The sequence below is a fragment of the Mycobacterium sp. 141 genome (genome assembly GCF_000382405.1).
Taxonomy (GTDB): domain Bacteria; phylum Actinomycetota; class Actinomycetes; order Mycobacteriales; family Mycobacteriaceae; genus Mycobacterium.
This window is the reverse complement of record NZ_KB908275.1, coordinates 18287-43488: the sequence shown is the minus strand read 5'-3', so window position 1 is coordinate 43488 and position 25202 is coordinate 18287. Positions and strand designations below refer to the sequence as shown.

23 protein-coding genes, 1 tRNA gene and 1 other RNA gene are annotated in these 25202 nt (G+C 65.9%); 16 read left to right on the top strand and 9 right to left on the bottom strand.

From position 1 onward, the window contains the following. Positions 1-78: 78 nt before the first annotated feature. Both H276_RS0120280 and H276_RS0120275 read left to right on the top strand, forming a co-directional pair. Complete coding sequence (locus H276_RS0120280) at positions 79-1479, top strand: FAD-binding oxidoreductase (RefSeq protein WP_019973116.1); 1401 nt, start codon at positions 79-81, stop codon at positions 1477-1479. Further along, positions 1476-2789, top strand: coding sequence for a class I SAM-dependent methyltransferase (locus tag H276_RS0120275; RefSeq protein WP_019973115.1), 1314 nt, complete (start codon positions 1476-1478; stop codon positions 2787-2789). The genes H276_RS0120280 and H276_RS0120275 overlap by 4 nt, the downstream gene beginning before the upstream one ends. A gap of 22 nt (positions 2790-2811) precedes the next feature. Here H276_RS0120275 and H276_RS0120270 read toward each other — a convergent pair whose 3' ends face one another. Both H276_RS0120270 and H276_RS0120265 read right to left on the bottom strand, forming a co-directional pair. Further along, complete coding sequence (locus H276_RS0120270; protein WP_019973114.1) at positions 2812-3081, bottom strand: metal-sensitive transcriptional regulator; 270 nt, start codon at positions 3079-3081, stop codon at positions 2812-2814. Between the two features lie 75 nt (positions 3082-3156). Then, positions 3157-3726, bottom strand: a complete 570-nt coding sequence (locus H276_RS0120265) for a rhodanese-like domain-containing protein (RefSeq protein WP_019973113.1) — start codon at positions 3724-3726, stop codon at positions 3157-3159. Positions 3727-3926: 200 nt separating this feature from the next. Here H276_RS0120265 and H276_RS0120260 point away from each other — a divergent pair, with 200 nt between their 5' ends. The 4 genes from H276_RS0120260 to H276_RS0120245 all read left to right on the top strand — a co-directional run bounded on the left by H276_RS0120260 (position 3927) and on the right by H276_RS0120245 (position 7826). Then, positions 3927-5306, top strand: coding sequence for a rhodanese-like domain-containing protein (locus H276_RS0120260; RefSeq protein WP_019973112.1), 1380 nt, complete (start codon positions 3927-3929; stop codon positions 5304-5306). 23 nt (positions 5307-5329) lie between these two features. After that, complete coding sequence (locus H276_RS0120255) at positions 5330-6532, top strand: FAD/NAD(P)-binding oxidoreductase (protein ID WP_019973111.1); 1203 nt, start codon at positions 5330-5332, stop codon at positions 6530-6532. Between the two features lie 49 nt (positions 6533-6581). Further along, on the top strand, positions 6582-6941 hold the full coding sequence (gene trxA, locus H276_RS0120250; protein ID WP_019973110.1) for a thioredoxin: 360 nt from the start codon (positions 6582-6584) through the stop codon (positions 6939-6941). A gap of 111 nt (positions 6942-7052) precedes the next feature. Further along, on the top strand, positions 7053-7826 hold the full coding sequence (locus H276_RS0120245; RefSeq protein ID WP_019973109.1) for a sulfite exporter TauE/SafE family protein: 774 nt from the start codon (positions 7053-7055) through the stop codon (positions 7824-7826). Positions 7827-7832: 6 nt separating this feature from the next. On the opposite strand, the gene H276_RS0120240 is transcribed toward H276_RS0120245, so the two are convergent. From H276_RS0120240 to ffs, 3 genes are all read right to left on the bottom strand, one after another. After that, on the bottom strand, positions 7833-9719 hold the full coding sequence (locus H276_RS0120240) for a DNA polymerase III subunits gamma/tau (RefSeq protein ID WP_019973108.1): 1887 nt from the start codon (positions 9717-9719) through the stop codon (positions 7833-7835). 29 nt (positions 9720-9748) lie between these two features. Then, a complete protein-coding gene (locus tag H276_RS0120235) occupies positions 9749-11035 on the bottom strand; it encodes an aminotransferase class I/II-fold pyridoxal phosphate-dependent enzyme (protein WP_019973107.1) in 1287 nt (428 codons plus the stop codon). Between the two features lie 48 nt (positions 11036-11083). Then, an RNA gene (ffs, locus tag H276_RS24280) (signal recognition particle sRNA small type) lies at positions 11084-11178 on the bottom strand. Between the two features lie 106 nt (positions 11179-11284). On the opposite strand from ffs, the gene H276_RS0120230 reads away from it, so the two are divergent. From H276_RS0120230 to H276_RS23360, 6 genes are all read left to right on the top strand, one after another. Next, a tRNA-Ser gene (locus H276_RS0120230) sits at positions 11285-11370 on the top strand. Positions 11371-11446: 76 nt separating this feature from the next. Further along, on the top strand, positions 11447-12214 hold the full coding sequence (locus H276_RS0120225) for a hypothetical protein (RefSeq protein WP_019973106.1): 768 nt from the start codon (positions 11447-11449) through the stop codon (positions 12212-12214). A gap of 46 nt (positions 12215-12260) precedes the next feature. Beyond that, entirely contained in the window at positions 12261-13280 is a 1020-nt protein-coding gene (locus H276_RS0120220) for a S1C family serine protease (protein ID WP_019973105.1), read from the top strand. Positions 13281-13294: 14 nt separating this feature from the next. After that, a complete protein-coding gene (locus H276_RS0120215) occupies positions 13295-14824 on the top strand; it encodes a CdaR family transcriptional regulator (RefSeq protein ID WP_019973104.1) in 1530 nt (509 codons plus the stop codon). 91 nt (positions 14825-14915) lie between these two features. Continuing rightward, positions 14916-16166 (top strand): FAD-binding oxidoreductase, encoded by a 1251-nt coding sequence (locus H276_RS0120210; protein WP_026357235.1) that lies wholly within the window; start codon positions 14916-14918, stop codon positions 16164-16166. Between the two features lie 101 nt (positions 16167-16267). Then, on the top strand, positions 16268-16774 hold the full coding sequence (locus H276_RS23360; RefSeq protein WP_051111489.1) for a GreA/GreB family elongation factor: 507 nt from the start codon (positions 16268-16270) through the stop codon (positions 16772-16774). A 42-nt stretch (positions 16775-16816) separates the two neighbouring features. Here H276_RS23360 and ligD read toward each other — a convergent pair whose 3' ends face one another. Both ligD and H276_RS0120195 read right to left on the bottom strand, forming a co-directional pair. Further along, complete coding sequence (gene ligD, locus H276_RS0120200; RefSeq protein WP_019973101.1) at positions 16817-17863, bottom strand: non-homologous end-joining DNA ligase; 1047 nt, start codon at positions 17861-17863, stop codon at positions 16817-16819. Further along, complete coding sequence (locus H276_RS0120195) at positions 17863-19017, bottom strand: ATP-dependent DNA ligase (protein ID WP_019973100.1); 1155 nt, start codon at positions 19015-19017, stop codon at positions 17863-17865. Before H276_RS0120195 ends, ligD begins: the two co-directional genes overlap by 1 nt. A gap of 75 nt (positions 19018-19092) precedes the next feature. Here H276_RS0120195 and H276_RS0120190 point away from each other — a divergent pair, with 75 nt between their 5' ends. Further along, positions 19093-20226 carry an ATP-dependent DNA ligase gene (locus tag H276_RS0120190; RefSeq protein ID WP_036461463.1) on the top strand — a complete coding sequence of 378 codons (1134 nt, stop codon included), beginning with the start codon at positions 19093-19095 and terminating at the stop codon, positions 20224-20226. A gap of 110 nt (positions 20227-20336) precedes the next feature. After that, positions 20337-21218: a tRNA glutamyl-Q(34) synthetase GluQRS gene (gluQRS, locus tag H276_RS0120185; protein WP_026357233.1), complete on the top strand. Its 882-nt coding sequence runs from the start codon at positions 20337-20339 to the stop codon at positions 21216-21218. A gap of 96 nt (positions 21219-21314) precedes the next feature. Here the strand turns inward: gluQRS and H276_RS0120180 are convergent, their stop codons facing one another. Together H276_RS0120180 and tgt are read right to left on the bottom strand one after the other, a co-directional pair. Next, positions 21315-22541, bottom strand: a complete 1227-nt coding sequence (locus H276_RS0120180) for a cytochrome P450 (RefSeq protein ID WP_019973097.1) — start codon at positions 22539-22541, stop codon at positions 21315-21317. 42 nt (positions 22542-22583) lie between these two features. Next, a complete protein-coding gene (tgt, locus tag H276_RS0120175) occupies positions 22584-23819 on the bottom strand; it encodes a tRNA guanosine(34) transglycosylase Tgt (protein WP_026357232.1) in 1236 nt (411 codons plus the stop codon). A gap of 68 nt (positions 23820-23887) precedes the next feature. Between tgt and H276_RS0120170 the strand changes: the two genes are divergently transcribed. Together H276_RS0120170 and H276_RS0120160 are read left to right on the top strand one after the other, a co-directional pair. Then, the gene (locus H276_RS0120170) at positions 23888-24400 is read left to right on the top strand and encodes a lipoprotein LpqH (protein ID WP_019973095.1); all 513 of its coding nucleotides are present in this window, start codon (positions 23888-23890) and stop codon (positions 24398-24400) included. A 233-nt stretch (positions 24401-24633) separates the two neighbouring features. Further along, entirely contained in the window at positions 24634-25146 is a 513-nt protein-coding gene (locus H276_RS0120160; protein WP_019973093.1) for a lipoprotein LpqH, read from the top strand. Positions 25147-25202 lie beyond the last annotated feature (56 nt).

Below are 25202 nucleotides of genomic sequence, written 5' to 3'. Positions count from 1 at the left end.
TTGTATCAATGACGTCGCGGTCTGATAACCGCGCTACTCCGAGTCGCATCGGATGCAACCGCCGACTAGCGTATATGTGTGTCTGTTGTTCCGACTGACGCACAGGCTGTCCACGCTGCCGGCGTACAGCGGCTCCTCGACAGCTACCGCGCCATAAAGCCCACCGAGACGGTTCGTCTTGCCAAAAACACGTCGAACCTGTTCCGCGCCCGCGACCGTCATGCCGGCAAAGGCCTGGACACATCAGGTTTGACGAATGTCATCGCTGTCGATCCGCACACGTCGACCGCGGACGTGGCAGGCATGTGCACATACGAAGACCTGGTGGAGGCGACGCTGCCGTACGGGCTGGCGCCCTTGGTGGTACCGCAACTCAAGACCATCACCCTCGGTGGTGCCGTCACGGGCCTCGGCATCGAGTCCACCTCGTTCCGCAACGGGCTGCCGCACGAATCCGTGCTGGAGTTGGACATCCTCACCGGCGCAGGCGAAATCGTCACCGCGTCCCCCACGGAGCATTCGGATCTGTTCCGGGCGTTTCCCAATTCCTATGGGACACTTGGCTATTCGACGCGACTGCGCATCGAGCTGGAACCGGTGCTGCCGTTCGTCGCACTGCGCCACCTGCGCTTCCACACTTTGATCGACCTGATCGCGGCGATGGACCGCATCATCGAAACCGGCGGGCTGGGCGGCGAGAAGGTCGATTATCTCGACGCTGTGGTGTTCAGCGCCGACGAGAGCTACCTGTGCGTGGGCATCAAGACGACCACGGCGGGGCCGGTCAGCGACTACACCGGTAACCACATCTACTACCGGTCGATACAGCATGACGGCGAGAATGGCGCCGAGAAACATGACCGGCTGACCATTCACGACTATCTGTGGCGGTGGGATACCGACTGGTTCTGGTGCTCACGGGCGTTCGGCGCACAGAATCCGACGATTCGGCGGCTGTGGCCGCGCCGCTACCGCCGCAGCAGCTTCTACTGGAAGCTCATCGGCTACGACCGGCGGTTCAACATCGCCGACCGGATCGAGAAGCGCAACGGCCGCCCGCCCAGGGAACGTGTGGTGCAGGACATCGAGGTGCCTTTGGAGCACTGCGGACGGTTCCTCAAATGGTTTCTCGACAACGTCCCGATCGAGCCAATCTGGCTGTGCCCGCTGCGATTACGCGACGATCCGAAAACCGCCGGAACATGGCCGCTCTATCCGCTTCGCCCACACCACACCTACGTCAACGTCGGATTCTGGTCGTCCGTCCCGGTCGGACCCGAGCCCGGGCACACCAACCGGCTCATCGAACGCAAGGTCAGCCAACTCGACGGACACAAATCGCTGTATTCGGACGCGTTCTACCCGCGTGACGAGTTTGACGCACTATACGGCGGGGAAGCTTATAAGACGGTCAAGAAAACCTACGATCCCGATTCACGTCTACTTGATCTGTATTCGAAAGCGGTGCAACGGCAATGACAACATTCAGGGACAATTCGGCGCACGCTCAGGCGAACAAACTCACCCTGGCCGAGATCCTGGAGATCTTCGCTGCGGGACAGCTCCCACTGAAATTCACCGCCTACGACGGCAGCACCGCCGGCCCTGAGGACGCCGCGCTCGGACTCGACCTCAAGACCCCGCGCGGCACCACCTACCTCGCCACCGCGCCCGGCGATCTCGGGCTGGCGCGGGCCTACGTGTCGGGTGATCTGGAACCATACGGCGTACACCCCGGTGATCCGTACCCGTTGCTGTGCGCGCTGGCCGAGAAAATGGATTTCAAGCGTCCGCCGGCCCGGGTGCTGGCCCACATCGTCCGCTCGATCGGCATCGAACACCTGAAACCGATCGCACCGCCGCCGCAGGAGGTCCTGCCGCGCTGGCGCCGTATGGTGGAAGGGTTGCGGCACAGCCGGGTTCGCGACGCCGAGGCCATCCACCACCACTACGACGTGTCCAATACGTTCTACGAGTGGGTGCTGGGCCCGTCGATGACCTACACGTGTGCCTGCTATCCGGAACCTGACGCCACCCTGGAACAGGCGCAGGAGAACAAGTATCGGCTGGTGTTTGACAAACTGCGGCTGCAACCCGGCGATCGCCTGCTCGACGTGGGCTGCGGCTGGGGCGCCATGGTTCGCTACGCGGCCCGCCACGGCGTGCGGGCCATCGGTGTGACGCTGTCGCGCGAACAGGCCGCCTGGGCGCAGCAGGCGATCGAGAGGGAAGGTCTCGGCGATCTCGCCGAGGTACGCCACGGCGACTATCGCGATGTCACCGAGTCCGGCTTCGACGCGGTGTCGTCAATCGGCCTGACCGAACACATCGGCGTGCACAACTATCCGTCGTACTTCGATTTCCTGAAGTCCAGGATGCGGGTCGGTGCACTGCTGCTCAACCACTGCATCACCCGCCACGACAACCGGTCGGGGGCGGCTGCCGGAGGCTTCATCGACCGCTACGTGTTCCCGGACGGCGAGCTCACGGGCTCCGGCCGGATCATCACCGAGATCCAGAATGTGGGCCTGGAGGTGGTGCACGAGGAGAACCTGCGCCATCACTATGCGATGACCCTGCGCGATTGGTGCGCCAACCTCGTCGAACACTGGGACGAGGCGGTGGCCGAGGTCGGGCTGCCCACCGCGAAGGTGTGGGGCCTGTACATGGCTGGATCACGACTGGGCTTCGAGACCAATATCATTCAGCTGCACCAGATTCTGGCGGTCAAGCTGGACGAGCACGGCAATGACGGCGGCCTGCCGCTGCGGCCGTGGTGGCAAGCGTAAGGGTAGCCTCTGACGCGCAGACTCAGGCGAGCGCGAGGAACAACTTCTCCAGCTCGGCCTCGGTCATCGGAGCGGCCCCGTCGGCGGTCCGCCCGGCAATGCACTCACGCAGTCCGTTGGCCACGATCTTGAAGCCGGCCCGGTCCAGTGCGCGCGACACCGCGGCAAGCTGGGTGACCACGTCCTTGCAGTCACGACCCGCCTCGATCATCGCGATGACGCCGGCCAACTGGCCCTGCGCGCGCCGCAACCGATTCAATACCGCGGCAATGCTGTCGTCGTCGCAATTCATGGTCCACATCCTTCTCTTCGACCTAATGACAGAGTACCCATGGGGGTATATCTCCATGGGTACTCTGTCCCCGGATCACGATCCGATGAGTTGCGCGACCACTGCCTTGGCGTCGGCATTTGGGACGCGGTTGTAGGGCAGTTTCGCCAGCGCCATCCCCATCGCACAGGTGTCGGTAACCGCGGCCACGCTCAGGCCCGCGCCGATCGCCCCGGCCAACCACTTGACCTTCGGGACGAACACGCTGGTCAGGATGCTCGCCAAGACCAGGGAGCCGGCCACCAGGCGTACCTGCCGTTCTAGATCCCAGCGCTGTTTGCCCTCGACGACGTCGAGTCCATTGGCGGACCATGCGGTGATGCCACCGTCGAGGATGTGGACATTGGACAGCCCGGCGGCGCGGAGGGCTTCGTCGGCCTGCGTTGCTCGTGCGCCGGACCGGCAGACCAGGATCACATCTTCATCGAGGTGCGCGGCGATCTCGGTGCGGTGCTCACGCAAGAGGTCGAGTGGGACGTTGTACGCGCCGGCGATGTGAGCTGTCTCGAACTCTGCGGGTGTCCGCACGTCCAGGACACGCAGATCGTGACCCGATCGAAGGCGCTCATGGAGATCCTGGGCGGAGATGGTCGTGGCGACGGTCATGCTGGTGATTCCTTTCGCAGGGACGCGGTGACAAAAGACCCTTAACCTGAGATACAGCCTGGGGTATGTTCCTCACGATGATATATATACCCCCATCCGTATTGTCAATTGTGAAATAGAATACCCCCCAGGGTGGGTTGACATACCTATAGGGGTATCTAAGAATGGGCAGAACCCCAGCCGCCACGAGGAGGAGCAGGATGTTTTTTCAGCAGTATTATCTGGAGTGCCTGTCGCACGCGTCATACCTGATTGGTGACGAAAACACCGGCCGCGCAGTGGTTATCGATCCACAGCGGGATGTGTCAGAGTACGTGGACGACGCCAGGGACCACGGCCTGACCATCGAACTGGTCATCGAGACGCATTTCCACGCGGATTTCCTGTCCGGCCACCTGGAGTTGGCTAAGGCCACCGGTGCCAAGATCGTCTATTCCTCTGTCGCGGAGACCGAGTTCGAGTCGGTCGGCGTCGCAGACGGCGAGCGGTACTCGTTGGGCGACCTGACCCTGGAGTTCCGGCACACGCCCGGACACACCCCGGAATCTCTGAGCGTGGTGGTCTACGAGCACGCCGACGACGAGGTGCCCTATGGGGTGATGACCGGCGACGCGCTGTTCATCGGCGATGTGGGCCGTCCCGACCTGCTGGCCTCGATCGGCTTCACTCGGGATGAACTGGCGGACAAGCTCTATGACTCACTACACGACAAGCTGATGACGCTGCCCGACTCCACCCGCGTGTATCCCGCGCACGGCGCGGGTTCGGCGTGCGGCAAGAACCTGTCGACAGATCTGTGGTCGACCATCGGGGAACAAAAAGCAACGAACTACGCGCTGCGGGCACCCGACAAGGCGACCTTCATGAAGCTCGTCACCGAGGGGCAGCCCCCGGCGCCCGGTTACTTCGTCTACGACGCGATCCTCAACCGCAAGGATCGAGAACTGCTGGACGAGACCAAAGCTCCGGTCGCGATGACCTACGAGGAGGTCCGTGCGGCGATCGAGTCTGGTGCCATCCTGGTGGACGGAAGGACCCCGGAGGAGTTCGCCCTGGGCCACCTGCGACAGTCGATCAACATCGGACTCGCGGGCCGTTACGCCGAATTCGCCGGATCAGTGCTCAGATCGGATGTCGACATCGTCCTGTTCACCGAGCCCGGTCAGGAATTGGAGGCCAAGAACCGGCTCGGCAGAATCGGCTTCGACCGCGTGATCGGCTATGTCGCCAACCCATATCAGACGATGTTCACTCACCAGGATGACGTCTCGGTGGCATCTCGGTTGACCGCCAAGATATTCGACCAACGAGTCGCCCAGGTCAAGGACCTGCAGGTCGTCGACGTCCGGAACCCGGGCGAAGTCGAGGCCGGCTCCATCCCGGGTGCAACCCCGATCCCGGTGGGGCAGCTGCCTTCTCGGCTCGGTGAGCTCGACCCCACCAAACCGACCGTGGTGTTCTGTGCGGGCGGCTATCGGTCGTCGGTCGCAGCGAGCCTGCTGCGGCACAACGGCTTCACCGATGTCAGTGACATCCTGGGTGGTTTCGGCGCCTGGGACGAAGCGCACCAGAACGCCTGAGCACGAATAGCAGAGGAATCACCATGACCATCAAAGCCAAACATCAGATCTTGATCGTCGGCGGTGGAACCGCGGGGATCACCGTCGCAGCGCGGATGCTTCGCAAAGGCTATTCCGATGTCGCAGTCATCGAGCCGTCCGGCACGCACTACTACCAGCCGTTGTGGACACTCGTCGGTGGCGGGCAAGCGAAGGCCACGACGACCGCACGGCCCGAATCGTCGGTGATGCCCAAGGGGGCCACCTGGATCCGCAACTTCGCCAGCGCCATCGACCCTGACAGCAACACGGTGACGTGCGCCGACGGCACGACGTACGAATACGATGCGCTGGTGGTTTGTCCAGGCATCCAACTGGATTGGAACCGAACGCAAGGGCTCGAGGACACCCTGGGCCGCAACGGGGTCTCGTCGAACTACCGGTTCGACCTGGCACCGAGGACGTGGGAGTTCATCCGGAACCTCCGTTCGGGCACCGCAGTGTTCACCGTTCCTTCAGGCGCCATCAAATGTGCTGGCGCACCACAGAAGATCGCCTACCTGGCCAGTGATTACTGGCGTTCGCAGGGGGTTCTCAAGAACATCGACGTCCATCTGGTGATGCCCGGACCACGCCCGTTCGGGATTCCGGCGATCGCAGACAGCCTCGACAAGGTGATCGCCGATTACGGGATCACCTTGCACAGCAACTCCGAGGTGACGTCCATCGACGCGGCCTCGCGGAAGGTCGAGGTCTCCAGCGTCGCTGCCGGTGGGACCGACGCCATGTTGCCCTACGACATGGTGCACGCCGTACCGCAGCAGTCTGCGCCGGACTGGATCAAATCCAGTCCGCTGTCGACCGGCGACGCCACGGGTTACGTCGCCATCGACAAGCACACCATGCAGCACGTGCGTTACCCGAATGTGTTCAGCCTCGGTGACGCCGGTTCATCGCCGAACTCGAAGACCGGCGCCGCGATCCGCAAGCAGGCCCCGGTCGTGGTCGACAACATCGACTCCTTCCTTACAGGCAAACCGCTGCTTGCGTCGTACAACGGATATTCGTCCTGCCCGATCGTCACCTCGTCGCACGCGATGCTGCTCGCCGAATTCGACTACGACCTGCAGTTGGCGCCCTCGTTCCCGCTGCTCAATCCGACGACACCGCACCGGGCGTACTGGTACCTGAAGAAGTACGGACTTCCGTTCATGTACTGGAATCTCATGCTCAAGGGCCTGGCCTAGCAATCTGCGTGCACCACAAGGACTTGCGCCACAAGGAAAGGACTTCGTCATGTCAACCATCAATCTGACTGCCGCCGATTTCGAGGCGACAATCACCAACAATCCCGTCGTGCTCGTCGACTTCTGGGCGTCATGGTGCGGCCCATGCCGCGCGTTCGCCCCGATCTTCGAACGCTCGTCACAGGCGCACCCCGACGTAGTGCATGCCAAGGTCGACACCGAAGCGCAGTCGCAACTCGCCGCAGCCCTGGACATTCAGGCGATCCCGACGATCATGGCCTTTCGCGACGGCATCCTCGTCCACCGCCGGCCCGGTGCGATGCCGGCGGCGGCCTTGGAGGACCTCATCACCAGAGTCAAGACGCTCGACATCGCCGAAGTTCGCGCCAAGATCGTCCCGACTTCCTGATCTATTCACGAGCAGCCCAGGAGAATCCATGTGTTGTCCAGCGATGTGCCCCAGCTGCGGGCACGAGTCGTCCGTCCTATCACCGCATGATGCGGCGGTGAGCGTGCTCGCATGAGCATCCTGGTGGCCCTCTTGCTCGGAGCAGTGCTCGGTGTACTGCTGGGCCTGCTCGGGGGTGGCGGATCTATCCTGGCGGTGCCGGCCCTGGTCTATGTGCTGGGACTCGGTGTCGAGCAGGCGATTCCGATGTCCCTGCTGGTAGTGGGCATCGCCGCGGCGGTAGGTGTGTTGCCGAAAATCCTTGCCGGCCAAGTCCAGTGGCGATTGGCCACCATCTTTGCGGCGGTGGGTATTCCGACCACCTTCCTCGGCAGCGCCATCGGTCGGCACCTGCCGCAGTCGACGCTCATGATCGGCTTCGCCATCGTCATGTTGCTGGCCGGATTCCGAATGCTGCGCAGCAGCGGCGGAACCGGCACCGCGTGCGAGGTCGGTGATTCGGGAATCAACTGGCGTCGTTGCGCCCCGAGATCCATCCCGGCGGGGATGCTCGTCGGTCTGCTCACCGGCCTCTTCGGCGTCGGCGGCGGTTTCCTGATCATCCCGGCCCTGGTGTTGATGCTCGGTGTCGAGATACCCATCGCTATCGGCACGTCGCTGCTCATCATCGTCGCGAATTCGGCGGCAGGTGTCATCTCCCATATGAGCGACGCCAGCATCGACTGGGCGATCACCGCAGCGTTCGTAGGAACCGCGATCGTCGGATCGTTGATCGCCGGGCATCTCGGTACCAGGGTCGACACCCGGCGTCTGCAACGCTGGTTTGCTTATCTGGTGTTCGCCGTGGCGGTGTACGTGCTGGTGGATACGCTGCTGGTGCGCTGACGGACCCTAGCCCTCGATCTTGCGCGCACCCAGTTCGTTCTGCAGGAGTTCCAGCGCGACTTCCTCGGGGTCGCGGCGAGGCCCGACCTCGCTCTGCCCCGCCTCGGCGAGCAGCTCTTCTTCCTCGTCCTCCGGGGACGGCGGTTCCGGAGGGGGCGCCAGGTCGGCTTCGGGAATGGAACGAGCCACCCGGGCCGGAACCTTCGGTGGCGCCTTGGTGGCACGTGGCGCAACTCGAGCGGGTGCTTCGCGGTTACCCGCTTCACAGCGGATCTGCCAGTCGACACCCAACGCATCCTTGAGCGCTTCCCGGATGACCTCGGCATTGTGCGGCTCGGTGACCCGCTTCGCCAGCTGAGGCGAAACATGCGAGAGCACAAGCGTATTGCCATCCAGCGCGAGGACTGTCATGTCGTTGATCATCGCGTCGAGAGTCTTGCTGCGCGCGCGCACCTTGGCCCGGATCTCCACCCACGCGTTGCGCACGGCCGTGGTGTCCAATACGCCCGGCACGATCGACGTCGCGGGCACCTCCGGCTCTGGCGCGTGCACCACCTCGACCGGCACCGGCTCAGGGACCGGTTCAGGTTCGGGCTCGGGTGCCTGTGCCGCAGCGGCACGCGTCGGGTCAGGGACCGGCTCGGGCGCCGGCGGCGGTGCGGCCGCCGCCTGGCTGCGCCGGGTGTAGGTCTTGGCCGGCTCGCCCGCCGATACCTGGGCCTCACCGGCCGGGATCGACATGTCCAACCGGTTTTCGATGCGTTCGATGCGCTGCAGCAATGCCGATTCGGTGTCGTGTGCCGACGGTAGCAGCAGCCGCGCACACACCACTTCGAGCAGCAGCCGGGGTGCGGTGGCACCGCGCATCTCCCCCAGCCCGGCATGGACCACCTCGGCGTAGCGGGTCAACGTCGCCGATCCGACCTGGGCCGCCTGCTCGCGCATGCGGTCCAGCACGTCGTCGGGCGCGTCGACGACGCCGCGGGCCGGGGCGTCGGGCACGGCTTGCAGCACGATCAGGTCGCGGAAGCGTTCCAGCAGGTCGGTGGCGAACCGGCGGGGGTCGTGACCGGCATCGATCACCGCCTCAACGGCCCCGAACAGGGCCGCGGCGTCACCGGCGGCCAGCGCCTCGACGGCGTCGTCGATCAGCGCCATGTCGGTGGCGCCGAGCAGCGCCAACGCCCGCTGGTAGGTGATCCGGTTGCCCTCGGCCCCGGCAAGCAGTTGGTCGAGCACCGACAGGGTGTCGCGGGGCGAGCCGCCGCCCGCGCGAATGACCAGCGGGTAGACGGCGTCATCCACGGTCACGCCTTCGTCACCACACACGCGCTCGAGCAGCGGGCGCATGGTGCGCGGGGCCAGCAGGCGGAACGGATAGTGGTGGGTACGCGACCGGATGGTCGGCAGCACCTTCTCCGGTTCGGTGGTGGCGAACACGAAGATCAGGTGGTCCGGTGGCTCCTCGACGATCTTGAGCAGCGCATTGAACCCGGCTGTGGTGACCATGTGCGCTTCGTCGACGATGAAGATGCGGTAGCGCGACTGCGCAGGCGCATAGAACGCCCGGTCCCGAAGTTCGCGGGTGTCGTCGACACCGCCGTGGCTGGCCGCATCGAGTTCGACGACGTCGACATTGCCAGGCCCGTTGGGGGCCAGCGCCACGCATGAGTCGCACACCCCGCACGGCGTCGGCGTGGGGCCCTGCTCGCAGTTCAGCGAGCGGGCCAGGATCCGCGCTGATGAGGTCTTACCGCAGCCGCGCGGCCCGGAGAACAGATAGGCGTGGTTGATCCGGCCCGCGGTGAGCGCCGTCGAGAGCGGCTCGGTGACATGCTCCTGCCCGACGACTTCGGCGAAGGTTGCCGGGCGGTACTTGCGGTAGAGAGCCACGGGTGCAGGCTACCTATCGGGTCGGACTATCAGGATCCGAGCAGCGACTCGGTCGCCGCCAGCAACGCACACGTAGCCACGCCGTCGATCGCCTCGCGCACTTCGGGCAGCGAGGGGAAGGTCGGGGCGATGCGAATGTTCTTGTCTTCCGGGTCATTCCGGTACGGGAACGCCGAACCCGCTTCGGTCAGCGCGATACCGGCGTGCTTGGCCAGGGCGATGGTGCGCTTGGCGGTGCCGGGCAACACGTCGAGGCTGACGAAGTAGCCGCCCTTGGGATCGGTCCACGACGCGATCTTCGACTCGGCCAACCGGTCTTCGAGGACCTCGGCCACGAGCGCGAATTTCGGCGCGATCAGTTCACGGTGTCGCTGCATCTGCTGCCGCACTCCCTCGGCATCACCGAAGAACCGCAGGTGCCGCAACTGGTTGACCTTGTCGGGGCCGATCGACTTCTTCCCCGCGTGCAGCGTGTACCAGGCGATGTTGCGGGTGGATCCGCCGAGGAAACTCACGCCGGCCCCGGCGAAGGTGATCTTGGAGGTCGAGGCGAATACCAGCGGGCGGTTCGGGTTGCCCGCGGCCTCGGCCAGGCCCAGCACGTCGACCTGCCGGACGAAATCGGGCGTGAGCGTGTGGACGGCGTAGGCGTTGTCCCACATCAGCCGGAAATCCGGTGCGGCCGTGCGCATTTGGACGAGTCGGCGGACGGTCTCCAAGGAGTAGGTGGCACCGGTCGGGTTGGAGTACACGGGCACGCACCACATGCCTTTGATGGCCGGGTCGGCGGCGGCCAGTTCCTCGACGAGGTCGACGTCGGGGCCGTCGTCGCGCATCGGCACCGGGATCATCTCGATACCGAACGATTCGGTGATCGCAAAGTGTCGGTCGTAGCCCGGTGACGGGCACAGGAATTTGATTCCGGATCCAGCGGCTTCCGCCAGCCAGGGCCGCTCCGAGTCCACGCCCCCGTGCAGCAGCGAGAACACGACGCAGTCGTGCATCATGGCCAGGCTCGAGTTGTCGCCCGCGATCAGGTTCTGCTCCGAGATACCGAGCAGCTCCCCGAAGATCTCCCGCAGTTCGGGCAGCCCATTCAGGCCGCCGTAGTTGCGGGTATCGGTCCCGTCACGGTCGCGGTAGTCGTCGCTGCCGGGCAGGCTCAGCAGTGTGTTCGCGAGATCCAGCTGGGCCGGCGACGGTTTGCCGCGGGTCAGGTCCAATTTGAGCTGTTTGGCCTCCAGCTCAGCGTAGTTGCGCTGCTGGAGTTCGTGCTGCGCGAGCAGATCGTCGCGGCCGAGGGAATGGAACGACACCGCGCGCCTTTCACAAGCGTGGACCCGGATGCCACCGGGGATGATCGATGAAGGGGACCCCGCGCACCCGCCAGAGCCCATTGACCCTTGCTGCCTTCCGGCCCTGGGGGAGTTCACAGGATGGACGCCGCGCGGGGTCCACGGGCGAGTGTAGTACCCCGCGCCCGATGCCTCTGCGACCCCAGGCGTGCAGCCGGTCCACCGCCGCACCGGACAAAGCCGGTTGCGCCTTCGGTTAGGATTGCCGACGGAGGATTCGCCTAGTGGCCTATGGCGCTCGCCTGGAACGCGGGTTGGGTTAACAGCCCTCAGGGGTTCAAATCCCCTATCCTCCGCGCTCGGTCCGGGGTGTGACCTGCTCATATGCAGTTTGTCTGGTCGCACCCCGGCCCACCACCGCCGAGGAGGGGTATGGGCCGCACCGTCGCGGTGATCTGGCATGCGTCGTTCTCGCTCATCGCTGCCGGCCTTTACTTCTTCTTCGTCCTTCCGCGCTGGCCCGAACTCATGGGTGAGACCTCGCCCACGCTCGGCCTGGTGCTCCGGATCGTCACCGGGGTGCTGATCGCACTGGCCGCGCTACCGGTGTTCTTCACGCTGCAGCGCACGCGACGCCCCGAGTACGGCACCCCGCAGCTGGCGTTGCGGCTGCGGACCTCGGCCGTCGCGTTCCACGTGCTGGCCGGGCTGCTCATCGTCGGCGGCGCGGTCTCCGAGATCTGGTTCTCCCTGGACACCGCCGGCCAGTGGTTGTTCGGTATCTATGGCGCGTCCGCGTCGATCGCACTGCTCGGCATCCTCGGCTTCTATCTGGCGTTTCTCGCCGAATTGCCACCGCCGCCGCCCAAACCGCTCAAGACCGAGCAGAAGCGGGGCCGCCACAAGACCGAGGCCGATGAGGCCGAGGACTCTGCGGAAACGGAAGCACCTGCCGAGGTCGACGAATCCGAAGACTCCGAGGTCACGGAATCCGCAGCGGAGGAGCCCGAAGTTTCGGTCGTCGAGGCGGAGCCGAACGGCGCTTCGGCGCCGGAACCGGTCGCGGTCTCACAAGAGGACTCCCCGGAGGATGACGACGCACGTCAGAAGGGCAAACTGCGCAACCGGCGGCCGGCGAACAAGGGCGGGTTCTCGCGTCTGCGTCGGCACTCCCGCGACAACGTCACCGTCGAGGACTGAAACCCTGCGCGTCGACACCGGTGCTCGTGCGGGCGAAGATAGATCTATGGGCAAACTGCGGTCACGCCGCTCCACGTCGGTGATCCTGGCGGTCCTTGCCGCCTTAGCATTGGTGACGCCCCTGGTACCGGCAACAGCCGCACCGGGCGATCCCCTATCGGCCGTCTCCGTGGTGCAACCGGCCGTGGCCCGGGTCGACACCAGGGTCGACTACCAGCAGGCATATGGCATTGGAACCGGCATCGTGCTGTCCCCCGATGGCGAGGTGCTGACCAACTACCACGTGGTGCAGGGCGCCAACGCCGTCAGTGCCACGGTCAACGACCGGTCCTACCCCGCCGATCTGATCGGTTACGACCGTCAACACGACATTGCGCTGCTGCAGCTGCGTGGCGCGAATGGTCTGCCGACGGCAACGATCGGGGATTCCAACGCACTGGTACCGGGCGACCCCGTGGTCGCTCTCGGCAATGCGGAGGGCAGCGACGCCCCGCTGACCCAGGAGGTCGGCACGGTCACCGCATTCGGACGCACAGTCAACGCCCAGGACGAGTTGACCGGGAGCAGCGACGAGATCACCGGGCTGTTCGAGTTTGCCGCACCCGTGCGGGCCGGTGACTCGGGTGGTCCGGTCATCAACGGTGCCGGCCAGGTCGTCGGTATGACGACGGCGGCGTCGGTGAACTTTCGGATGGGCCCGGGCGGCAAGGGCTTCGCGATCCCCATCAACGAGGCGATGTCCATCGCCGGGCAGATCCGCTCCGGCACCCCGTCGAGCTCTGTGCACATCGGGGCTCCGACCATGCTCGGCGTCGGGGTAGGCAGCGCACCCAGACACGGTGGCGGCGTGATCGTCCAGGACGTCATGCGCGGGGGCCCGGCCGAGGCTGCGGGTCTGGCGCCGGGCGACCTGCTGACCACGATCGACGGTACGTCCCTGGATTCGGCGCGGACCCTGACCCTGGTCCTGGACCGGCACTATCCGGGTGACGTCATCGGTCTCACCTGGGTGGACCCCACAGGCGCCCAGCACAACGGCAAGGCCACGCTGGTCGCCGGACCGTAACTACGCTCGACGGAGTGATCACACTCGACCGGCTGATCAACGTCCTGGGCGGCTACGGCGTCCACCTGCGGTACTGCTCCACCCCGCGGTCGACCGAGCTGCGCAGTGTCGTGATCCACGAACCCGGCCAGGTGGTCGGCGACGTCCTGATCGCCGTCGGTGCCGTCGGCGCCGCCGAGGCGATCGCCTGGGCCGCGGCAGCCCGGGCCGTGGTGGTCCTGGTCCGAGACACCAATGCGCCCGTCACCGGCGATCCCGAGGACATCGCGGTGATGTCCGTCGATCCGCAGGTGTCCTGGAGTGAGCTGGCAGCCGTGGTGTACGGCCTCGTGCTGGAGGGCCGGGAAACTGAATCGGGCCGTGGCCCGACGGATTTGTTCGCACTCGCGGACAGTCTCGCCGATGCGGTCGGCGGCTCGGTGACCATCGAGGGTCAGCGCTCGGCGGTGCTCGCGTACTCACGAATGCAGCAGCACGCCGACCCGGCGCGGGCCGAGACGATCCTGAGCCGCGAGGCTCCGCAGCGGCTGCGGGCGTTGTTCGAAGCGCGCGGGGTCTTCCGGCATCTCGCCGAATCGGACGAGCCGATGTTTGTCGCGGGCGACCCCGAATACGGGTTGACCGGACGCATGGTGGTGGCCGCGCGAGCGGGCCGGGAATTGCTGGGCTCGGTGTGGGTCACCTGCGCCGAGCCGCTGCCGGACGTGCGACGTACCGCGCTGGCCCACGGGGCCCGCCTGGTGGCCATGCACCTGCTGCGCTCGCGTGCCAGTGCGGACCTGGAACGCCAGGTGGAGTCCGAGCTGGTGCTGCGGTTGCTCGAGGGCGCCGCCGACGCGACGACGGTCGCCAGCAGGCTCGCGCTACCGCAGACCCCGCTGCGCGTGATCGCACTGCGGGCGAACACTGCCGACGACCGTCATGCCCCACTGCTGCTCGCATTCGATCGGGCCACCACCGGTTTCGGCTGGTCCCGGCCGGGCCGCAGCGCGCTGGCGGGCAATACCGTCTACACCGTGCTACCCGGCGCCGAGGCCGAGGCCGCCGGCCGTTGGCTGACGGCACTGCGAGCCGCCTTGCCCGCGCAGGTGACGCTGCTGGCCGGAGTGAGTGGACCGGCGACCGTGGCAGAACTGGCGCCGGCCCGGCGCGAGGCCGAGGAGTGCCTGGCCCTGCACGAGGTGCGGCGCACCGGATCGGTCCCCGTATACGACGAAGCCTGGGACGACATCCTGCTGCAGCGGCTGCGGGTAGCCGCGCAGTCGGGGCGGGCGCCGCAGCGTGGTCCGGTCGCCGAGCTGCGCGAACACGACCGGACCCACTCCACCCGGTACACCGAGACCCTGCGGGCATGGCTGGAGGCCCAAGGTGATCTGACCGACGCCGGGCTGCGGCTCGACGTGCACGAGAACACCGTGCGGTACCGGCTGCGCAAGATGGCCGAGGTGACCAATCTCGGTCTCGAAGACGCACGTAAGCGGCTGGCAATGATGATCGAGTTAGCCGTCATCGACGGTCTGTCAGAAGCCGACAATCCACCATAGCCCGATTGTCGAAATCGGGCAAACAGTGCCGTGGTCTCCGACCCCACCATGGGTGATGTCAGGGTGAGCTTCGACCGCGGAGGTGGACGTCATGATGGGCGTCGAACGGCTCGACGGCGGTCCGCGTTCGGCCGTCGTCGTGGGCGCCGGCATCGTCGGTCTGTCCACTGCGTGGTTCCTGCAAGAACGTGGCGTCGAGGTGACCGTGGTGGACCGCACCGGGGTCGCCGCGGGCGCCTCCTGGGGCAACGCCGGCTGGGTTTCGCCGACCCTGACGATCCCGCTCAACGATCCGGGCGTGCTGCGCTATGGGCTGCGCTCGCTGTTCAACCCGGCCGCGCCGCTGTACATACCTCTGACGGCAGATCCCCGGCTGTGGTCTTTTCTACTGCGGTTTGCCGCCAATTGCCGGCGTTCGTCGTGGACTCGGGTGGTCCGCGCGAACCTGCCGCTCAACGCGGAGTGCATCGAGGCCTACGACGTTCTGACCAGCAACGGTGTGGACGCACCCACCACTGACGGACCCATCACCGCGCTGTTCGAAAAACCGCGCCAGGCCGAGCACCTGCTGGCCGAGCTGAGTGGGCTTGCTGCAGCCGGTCAGGCCGTGTCGTTCACCCGGTTGTCCGGGAAAACGCTGCGCGACCATGTCCCGCTGGCGTCGCCGGCGATCACCACAGGCATCAGTGTCGACGGCCAGCGCTACGTGGATCCGGGCCGGTTCGTGCATGCCCTGGCCGAATCCGTCGTCGCCAGGGGCGGCACGATCCGCACCGGCGAGGTCACTGCCGTGCAGCCCGCGGGCGCTCGCGTCAGGGTGCAGATGCGCGCCGCGGACCTGACTGCCGACGTCGCGGTGATCGCCACCGGCGCGTGGTTGTCGCGGCTGGCCGGCCCAAAGGTCCGTACCCCGGTGCGGGCCGGACGTGGTTACTCATTCACGGTCCCGGTGGACCGCCCGGTTCCCGGACCCATATACCTGCCCGATGTCCGGGTGGCGTGTACGCCGTACCGGGGTGCGCTGCGGGTCGCCGGCACCATGGAATTCCGTTCGCCCGACGATCCGCTGCGGCCCGCACGGATGGAGGCCATCGTCGCCTCGGCCGCGCCGCTGCTCGACGGCGTCCGCTGGGACGAACGCACCGACGTGTGGGTCGGCGGCCGTCCGATCACCCCTGACGGCCGGCCGCTGATCGGCGAAATAGCACATGGAACCTTCGTCGCAGGCGGGCACGGAATGTGGGGGCTGGCACACGGGCCCGTCACCGGCCGGCTGCTGGCCGAATATGTCACCACCGGCAAGCAACCCGAAGCCCTGCGCGAATTCGACCCACTGCGTTAGGAGTCCACAGCATCCAGGCCCCATTGCGGGCGACCGGGTCGTCAGGGGCGGTGTCCCGCCCCGCCCCTGACGGCAAACACACTTCACTAGGAGGAACCAGAATGACCACCAGCCAACGTATTTGGATGTCACCGCAGGCACACTCCCGCCTGCAGCACGAGCTGTCCAAGTTGCGCGAGCTGATCGCGACCGAGGCGGCCATCGACTCCGACGAGAACAGCGTCGCCGTCCAACGCGCTCGCCAGACCCGCATCCAGCACATCCACGACCTGCTGCTCAACTGCGTGGTCGGCGAGGATCCGCCGGACGACGGTGTGGCAGAACCTGGCATGGTGTTGACCGTGCGCTACGACGACGGGGACACCGAGGAGTTCCTGCTCGGCGTCCGCGGCGCGGAATACGGTGACATGGAAGTGTATTCGGTGCAGTCCCCGCTGGGCACCGCGATTCTCGGGGCCCGTCCGGGTGAGCGTCGCAGCTACTCGGTGCCCAGTGGCAACCTGATTCCGGTCACCCTCATCTCCGCGGTCCCCTACGGGCTGCACCAGCCGGTCAGCAGCTATCGAGCAGCGACGTCCCTGCGCAGCCACGGTTTCAGGAGGGTATAGCCGCAGCCGCGCACAAGGCGCCTGAAGCGGTGAGCGCCTGCGCTATTCGCGGCGGTTGCCCTTGTCGTCCCAGTGCGCGGCCACCTTCTTACTCGGCTGGACCCGAGGCGGTTCGCCCGGCATCTTGGGATAGTTGGGCGGATACGGCAGATCGCCCAGGCCACGCTCCTCATCGGCGGCGACCATGTCCAGCAGCGGCGTGAGCGACTGGTTGTCGGAGTCGATATCGGCCCACGGATCATCGCGCCCGGCAACGAAATCCGGCACGGTTGCGATGGTGTAGTCATCAGGGTCCGCGTCGCGCAGTTCGACCCAGCTCAGCGGGGTGGACACGGTCGCGATCGGGGTCTTGCGGGCCGAATACGCCGAGGCGAAGGTGCGATCCCGGGCATTCTGGTTGTAGTCGATGAACAGCCGCCGGCCCCGCTCCTCCTTCCACCACGACGTCGTTACCGCATCGGGTGCGCGGCGTTCCACTTCCCGGGCCAGCGCGATCCCGGCGCGACGGACTTCTATGAAGTCCCAATCGGTTTTGATCCGCAAGAACACGTGCACGCCCCGACCACCGGACGTCTTGGGATAGCCGACCAGACCGAGTTCGTCGAGCAACGGTTTGAGCACGTCGCAGGCGATGGTCCGGGCCTCGTGGAAACCGGTGCCGGGCTGCGGGTCCAGGTCGATGCGCAGCTCGTCGGGATGCTCGGTGTCGGGACAACGCACCTGCCACGGATGCAGTGTCACGGTGCCCATCTGGACAGCCCAGATGATCGCCGCCGGGTGGGTCACCTTGAGCGCGTCGGCCGTGCGACCGGACGGAAAGGTGACGCGGCAGGTCTGCAAATAGTCGGGATGCTTCTGGGGAACCCGCTTCTGGTAGATCTCCTCACCCTCGATGCCGTCGGGAAACCGCTGCAGATGCGTGGGGCGGTCTTTCAGCAGGGTCACCATGCGGTCGGCGACACTGAGGTAGTAATCCATCAGCTTGCCCTTGGTGCCGTCCTTGCCCAGCTTCGGGAAGTAGACCTTGTCCGGGTTGGTGAAGCGGACTTTGATGCCGTCGACATCGAGTTCAGTTGCAGGCGTTGCCACTAGCTCGTCTCCAGAACGTCGTAGAGGTCGTAGTCGAGCGGCACGTCGAGCTGATCGAAGGTGCAGCTGGACGGTTCCCGGTCGGGCCGCCAGCGCAGGAATTTCACCGCATGCCGAAATCGCTGGCCTTCCATCTGGTCATACGCCACCTCACACACCTTCTCCGGGCGCACCGGGATCCAGCGCTTGTCGGCCGCCGAGTTCCACCGGTTCGGATCACCTTCACGCATCTCGTCGCCCTCCCGCAACGGTTCCAGATCGGCCAGCAGTTTCAATCGGTCTTTGGCGGTGAACGACGCTGCACCGCCGATCATTTGGAGCTCACCGCCGTCGCGGTATAAGCCCAGCAGGATCGACCCGACGCCTGCCCCGCTCTTGTGGATGCGGTAGCCGATGGCCACACAGTCGGCGTCACGGTGATGTTTGACCTTCACCATCTCCCGCTTGCCCGGCAGGTACGGCCCGTCGATCCTCTTGGCGATCACGCCGTCGAGTCCGGCGCCCTCGAATGTCTTGAGCCACTGAGTGCCCAGCGCAGGATTTTCGGTGGTGCGGGTGACGTGACACCAGACTTGTCGTGCTCCTCGCGTGCGCAGAAGATTCCTATGGACCGCGTCGACCAGGGCTTCGCGTCGGATCCGGAACGACTCGTCGAGCAGGGAATTCTCGCCCGTCGCGAGCGCGTCGAAGCCGATGAAGTGCGCGGGTGTCTGCTCGGCGAGCATGCGGATACGGGATTCAGCCGGGTGGATGCGCTGCGACAGCGACTCCCAGTCCAACCGGACCAGGCTGGATGCCGTTTTGCTCCTCGCGTCCGCACCGATCTCTATTTTGCTCCTCGCGTCCGCACCGATCTCTATTTTGCTCCTCGCGTCCGCACCGACCTCCCGCGGCACCACCACTTCGCCGTCCAACACGCAGCGGTCGACGAGTTCGTCACGCAACGCGTCGAGCAACTCGGGAAAGTATCGGCCGAGGTCTTTGCCACTGCGTGACTGCAGCAGCACGTCGTCGCCGTCGCGAAAGACCAGCGCCCGGAAGCCGTCCCACTTGGGCTCGTACGACCACACCCCGGCTTCGTCGGGCACTTTGACGAGCGCCTTGGCCAGCATGGGTTCCAGCGGAGGCGCTACGGGTAGGTCCACAGGTTCCATACTCACGTAGACCGGGGAGGCCGGGCAATGTCATCGTGGCGGTCCGGCGGTGGGTGGGACGGCGAGAATGAAGCGATGCAACTGCCTGTCATGCCGCCGGTCTCCCCGATGCTCTCGAAATCGATCGCCGAGATCCCCGCCGGCATGTCGTATGAACCGAAATGGGACGGCTTCCGGTCGATCTGTTTCCGTGACGGCGACGAGGTCGAGTGGGGTAGCCGCAACGAACGCCCGTTGACGCGGTATTTTCCCGAACTGGTGGCAGCCGCCACGACGGAACTGCCGCCGCGCAGCGTCGTCGACGGCGAGATCGTCCTGCCCACCGACAACGGCCTGGACTTCGAAGCATTGCAGCTGCGGCTGCACCCGGCCGCGTCGCGCGTGCGTATGCTCGCCGAGCAGACTCCGGCCGCGTTCATCGCGTTCGACCTGCTCGCTCTGGGCGACGAAGACTACACCGGACGCCCGTTCGCCGAGCGGCGGGCGGCCCTGGTCGACGCCTTGGGCGCGCACGCGAGGAGCAAAACCGACTCCGGCTCAGGACCGTCGATCCACCTGACCCCGGCGACCACCGACCTCTCGACCGCGCAGCGCTGGTTCGCCGAGTTCGAGGGCGCCGGACTCGACGGGGTGATCGCCAAACCGCTGGACCTCACGTACCAACCGGACAAGCGGGTGATGTTCAAGGTCAAGCATCAGCGCACCGCCGATTGCGTGGTGGCCGGCTACCGCCTGCACAAATCCGGCCCCGACGCGATCGGCTCACTGCTGCTCGGACTCTACGAGGACGACGGCACCCTGGCATCGGTCGGCGTCATCGGCGCCTTCCCGATGGCCGAACGCCGGGCATTGTTCACCGAATTACAGCCACTGGTCACCGATTTCGAGGGCCACCCATGGAATTGGGCGGCACAGTTCGACGAGGAAACCCAGCGCCGGTACGGCGGGTCCCGTTGGAACGCCGGCAAGGATCTGTCGTTCGTACCACTGCGACCCGAGCGGGTCGTCGAAGTGCGCTACGACCACATGGAAGGCCGGCCTGGGGCGAGCGAAGCGACGGGGAGAAATCAACGGTTCCGCCACACCGCGCAATTCAACCGGTGGCGACCCGACCGCGATCCCCGCTCGTGCACCTATGAGCAGCTGGACCGGCCGGTGGCCTTCGAGTTGAGCGATATCGTGCCGGGGCTGCGCGCCCCGCGAGTGTGAAGCTGGTGCGAAAAAACACGCGAGATTTCGCGGAGGATTCACATTCGCGGGCGAGGTTGCTCGCCGCTACGCGGCAGCGCCCGGGCACTGTCGTTGGCTACATTGCAGTCGTGAGCCTCACCCCGGCCGGACGGTTCGCGCCGAGCCCTTCGGCCGACCTGCATATCGGCAATCTGCGCACCGCTGTGCTGGCCTGGCTGTTCGCCCGGTCGACCGGACGACGGTTCCTGCTGCGGGTCGAGGATCTCGACGACCGGACGTTCAGCGATATCGGCACCCGCCAGGTCGACGACTTGGCGGCGATCGGATTGACGTGGGACGGCCCGGTCGAGTGGCAGACCGAACACCGCGAGCGATACGACGCAGTCATCGAACAGTTGCGGGATGATGGCCTGCTCTACGAATGCTATTGCAGCAGAAGAGATATCGCGCAGGCACCACAAGCCCCGCACGCTCCGCAGGGCGCCTACCCGGGCACCTGCCGGGATCTGACCGACGCGCAGCGCCGGACCCGGCAGGCAGAAACCGGCCGGCCGCCGGCGTTGCGGCTGCGCACCGACACCTTCGTCGGCACCGTCGTCGACTTGCTGCATGGCCCCTATACCGGCATCGTCGACGATTTCGTCGTGCGTCGCGGCGACGGCGTCCCCGCCTACAACCTCGCCGTGGTGGTCGACGACGCGGCGACGGGTATCGACCAGGTGGTCCGCGGCGACGATCTGCTGAGTTCTTCGCCGCGGCAGGCCTATCTGGCCCGCTTACTGGGATATCCCGAACCGACGTATGCCCATGTGCCGCTGGTGCTCAACGAAGACGGAGCCCGGCTGGCCAAACGGGACGGTGCGGTCACCCTCGCCGAAATCGGTGTCGACCGTGCACTGGCACAGATCAGCGCGTCACTGAGCTGGCCCCCGCTCGACGTAAAGGGCATGCTGCAGCGATTCGACCCGGCCCGGTTGCCACGGCATCCGTGGATATATCGACCCAGCTGAGCCTGCCCAAGCCTCAGGCGCGCCGAGCGTGCGCAAACTGCTGCCAAATCGCGGCGTGGCGGGCAACAGACACGCACGCTCGGCGAAATGCAGCACCTAGATGGCGACGGGGAGGGTCGACATCCCGCGCAACGTCACGTTCGGCTTATATGTCGGCTCGGCGCCGAGACGGGCATTCGGGAACCGCGCCGTCACCGCCGACAGGGCCACGGCAGCCTCGAGGCGGGCCAGTGGCGCACCGAGGCAGAAGTGCGGCCCCTTGCCGAACCCGAGATGGCGGATACCGCCACGGTCCGGGTCGAACTCGTCAGGCCGCTCGAACACGGCCGGGTCGCGATGTGCGGCAGCCAGCAACAGCAGCATGGTGTCGCCCTCGGGAATGTGGACATCACCGATCGTCATGTCATCCCCGGCAATTCGGGAGACCAGTTGCACCGGAGGGTCATGGCGCATGGTCTCCTCGATCACGCTCGACACCCGGGCGGAGTCACTGCCGAGGGCCGTCCACTGCCGCGGATTCCGCAGCATCGCCAGCACCGCGTTGGCGATCAGGTTCACCGTCGTCTCGTGCCCGGCGATGAGCAGCAGATCGCAGGTGGCGATGATCTCGTCCTCGGTGAGCTGGTCACCGGATTCCTCGACCTGAACCAGCGCCGACATCAGATCCTCCCCCGGCTTCCGCCGCCGTTGGGCGATCAGGTCCCGGAGATATTCGCTGAGCCACTGACCGGCGGCCATCTGCTGGTCGAACAGTTCGGACACCGAGCCGGTCATCGCCAAGAACGGGTCGAGCGACTGGGCCAGCAGTGCCGAGGCGTCGCGGAACTTGGGCTCATCCTCGACCGGTACGCCCAGTAGTCGGCAGATCACCGCGACCGGCAGCGGGTAGGCCAGTTCGGCAATCGCGTCGAACGAACCGGCACCGGCCTCGGCCTGGTCGAGCAGACCGTCCACCAGCGCCCGGATGTCCGGTTCGAGCGCCTTGACCACTTTCGGCACGAATGCCTTGCTGACCAATCCACGCAGCCGCGTGTGGTCGGGTGCGTCGAGAAACAGGAAGCTGGTGGCGCCGCTCTGTGAAGCCTCGCCCTCGACAGCGATTCGGCGTTGTGCCACAGTGGATTTCCTGCGGTCACTGCACGATGCCGGATGCCGCAGCACCGCGTCGCACTCGGCGAACGTGGAGAACACCGCGACATTGGACTCGGGCATCCGCAGCGGGCCGCGCTCGCGGATCCGCCGGTACACCGGGTAGGGGTCCGCTCGGCTGGCGGGATCGAGCAACTGCAGCAGGAGCGACTGATCTTCTGCGACGGTCGTCATCTACTTATTGTGCACGCGTTGAAGAAGCGGGCAGGTCAGCGGTTACTTCCGCGCCGCAGTGCCGTAGTAACGCCCCAACACGTGCGCCCGCAGCTCATCGAACTCACCGGCCAGGATCGAGGCGCGGATCTGGTCGACCAGCCGGATCACGAACCGCTCGTTGTGGATCGTGCACAGCGTCGCCGACAACATCTCCTTGGCCTTGAACAGGTGCCGGAGGTAGGCCCGCGAGTAGTTGGCGCACGTGTAGCAGTCGCATTCAGCGTCGATCTGGGTGAAGTCCCGCTTGTACCGGGCGCCGGTGATGTTGAACCGCCCGGTCGACGAGTAGACCGCCGCGTTGCGGGCCACTCGTGACGGCGACACACAGTCGAACGTGTCCGCGCCGGCCGCCACCGCATCGAACAGGTCGTCGGGTTCGCTGATCCCGAGCAAATGGCGCGGCTTGTCGGCGGGCAGCTCGCTGCTGACCCAGCCGACGATGGTGGCCAGGTTCTGCTTCTCCAAAGCGCCGCCGATGCCGTAGCCGTCGAACCCGTGGCCGTCGGCAGTGCGGATCTCGGTCAGCCCGCGCGCGGCCTGACGCCGCAAATCCTCGTATTGGGCGCCCTGCACCACCCCGAACAGTGCCTGCCGCGGCCGCTCGGGTGAGCGGGCCTGCAGCCGGTGGTGCTCGGTCAGGCACCGCACCGCCCACTCGTGTGTGCGCTGCACCGAGCTTTCCTGGTAGCCGCGGGTGTTGACGAGCGTGGTGAGCTCATCGAACGCGAAGATGATGTCCGCGCCGAGTTTGTTCTGGATACCGATCGAGACCTCGGGGGTGAACCGATGCTTCGAGCCGTCGACGTGTGACCGGAACGTGACCCCGTCCTCGTCGACGACCGCGAGCCGCTCCTTGCCCTTGGCGATGATGTCGTCGGTCTGCAGCCTGGCGGTGTCCATCGCCAGGACTTTCTTGAACCCAACCCCCAGCGACATCACCTGGAAGCCGCCGCTGTCGGTGAAAGTCGGGCCCGGCCAGTTCATGAACGCGCCCAACCCGCCGGCCTCGGCCACGATGTCCGGACCGGGTTGCAGGTACAGATGGTAGGCGTTGGCCAGGATCGCCTGGGCGCCAAGCTGTTTCATGGTCTCCGGCAGCACAGACTTGACGGTGGCCGCAGTGCCGACGGCGATGAATGCCGGCGTGTGGATGTCGCCGTGCGGAGTGCGGATCACCCCGACCCGGCCGAGCCGGCCCGGCAGCTCGGCTTCCACGGTGAAGTACGGCTCGCCCACAAGCAGGTATTCAACCGGATGCACGTCCGACTTCCGTCATGGGGCGCACGCGACCATACTCGTTTGTCGTGAAGCACAGATTCGTCGTCGCCGCCGGAGTCGCGACGTTGCTGGCCGGGACTGTCGGGTGTTCGTCGCAGAATTCGGGTTCGCCGGGCGGTTCCCAAGCGCCCGGACCGACGGCACCCGGCCACGAAACCTCGACGTCCACACCACCGCCGGTGACGCCCGCGCAACCCGATCAAGCCCGAGTGATCTTCGGCACCAACGATGCTGCCCCATTCACCGGGATCGGTTGCGAAACCAAGGACGGGCTGACCACCATCAACATCGAGGGCCACCTGCACACCACCGTCGAACTCACCGACGGTGACGCACCGTCGGTGAAGTCGGTGAGCATCGGCGATATCGGTTCCGACGGACCGGCACTGGCCTACGTCGAAGGCGTGTCCGCCACGTCTGCGGTCGCTACCCACGACGGCAAGAACTACACGGTGACCGGCAGCGGTATGGGCTCCAACTCCGCGAGCACCGAGCCTCCCGTCGAGACCCCGTTCGACATCGCAGTCACCTGCCCCTGAGGCGGGGATCGCACTTCTGTATCTCGAAACAGTTTGGGATATAGGCGAATTCAGGTAAGTCGCGGAACCGCTCATCGAGGGTTCGCAAGGTCTGCATGATACTGAACCCACGATCGTTGCCGATGCTGGGCTGGACAATTCGGCCAATCCGTCGCCACCACCGGCTGCTCACCCCATACTGCTCAAGATGGCCCGTCACCGTCGACGGGCCGCATACCTGGAGGAGAGCAGTGATGAAACGTGGGTTCGTAGTAACCGTCGGGGGCGCGGCGATCATCATCGCCGGATTGTCGGGCTGTTCGTCGAGCGAGAAGAAATCGGAATCGGGTGGTTCGTCGGCGACGGTCTCGGCGACGGCGACAATGTCGGCACCGGGAGGCGGTGCCACCGCCACCACGGGGACGGGTACCGCCAAGGTCACCATCGACGGCCAAGACCATCAGGTCGAGGGTTCAGTGGTATGTGCGACGGTTGCGAACACCGTCAGCTTGGCCGTCGGACAGGCGCCGACGGGCGTCAGCGCGACCCTCACGCCCGGTGACTCGCCGACTGTCACCGCCTTGGCACTGGGCAACATCGACGGAGTGTCGCTCGGCTACACACCCGGCGTCCCCGGCGGTAGCGCCGAGGCCACCAAGGACGGAAACACCTACACCATCAAGGGAAATGCCACCGGGATGGATATGGCCAACCCGACGGCAGGAGCAGTAACCAAGTCGTACGAAGTGGAGATCACCTGCCCCTGACGACATAGCACCGAAGAAAGACACGCCGAAGCCGTCGTCGAAGAAGAGCTCGACGT

Bases quoted from the DNA above. Each gene is read 5' to 3' on its own strand.
- H276_RS0120275 (WP_019973115.1), top strand. From the start codon at position 1,476: ATGACAACATTCAGGGACAATTCGGCGCACGCTCAGGCGAACAAACTC.
- H276_RS0120270 (WP_019973114.1), bottom strand. From the start codon at position 3,081: ATGAATTGCGACGACGACAGCATTGCCGCGGTATTGAATCGGTTGCGG.
- H276_RS0120265 (WP_019973113.1), bottom strand. From the start codon at position 3,726: ATGACCGTCGCCACGACCATCTCCGCCCAGGATCTCCATGAGCGCCTT.
- H276_RS0120260 (WP_019973112.1), top strand. From the start codon at position 3,927: ATGTTTTTTCAGCAGTATTATCTGGAGTGCCTGTCGCACGCGTCATAC.
- H276_RS0120255 (WP_019973111.1), top strand. From the start codon at position 5,330: ATGACCATCAAAGCCAAACATCAGATCTTGATCGTCGGCGGTGGAACC.
- trxA (WP_019973110.1), top strand. From the start codon at position 6,582: ATGTCAACCATCAATCTGACTGCCGCCGATTTCGAGGCGACAATCACC.
- H276_RS0120245 (WP_019973109.1), top strand. From the start codon at position 7,053: ATGAGCATCCTGGTGGCCCTCTTGCTCGGAGCAGTGCTCGGTGTACTG.
- H276_RS0120225 (WP_019973106.1), top strand. From the start codon at position 11,447: ATGGGCCGCACCGTCGCGGTGATCTGGCATGCGTCGTTCTCGCTCATC.
- H276_RS0120220 (WP_019973105.1), top strand. From the start codon at position 12,261: ATGGGCAAACTGCGGTCACGCCGCTCCACGTCGGTGATCCTGGCGGTC.
- H276_RS0120210 (WP_026357235.1), top strand. From the start codon at position 14,916: ATGATGGGCGTCGAACGGCTCGACGGCGGTCCGCGTTCGGCCGTCGTC.
- H276_RS23360 (WP_051111489.1), top strand. From the start codon at position 16,268: ATGACCACCAGCCAACGTATTTGGATGTCACCGCAGGCACACTCCCGC.
- H276_RS0120195 (WP_019973100.1), bottom strand. From the start codon at position 19,017: ATGGAACCTGTGGACCTACCCGTAGCGCCTCCGCTGGAACCCATGCTG.
- H276_RS0120190 (WP_036461463.1), top strand. From the start codon at position 19,093: ATGCAACTGCCTGTCATGCCGCCGGTCTCCCCGATGCTCTCGAAATCG.
- H276_RS0120180 (WP_019973097.1), bottom strand. From the start codon at position 22,541: ATGACGACCGTCGCAGAAGATCAGTCGCTCCTGCTGCAGTTGCTCGAT.
- H276_RS0120160 (WP_019973093.1), top strand. From the start codon at position 24,634: ATGAAACGTGGGTTCGTAGTAACCGTCGGGGGCGCGGCGATCATCATC.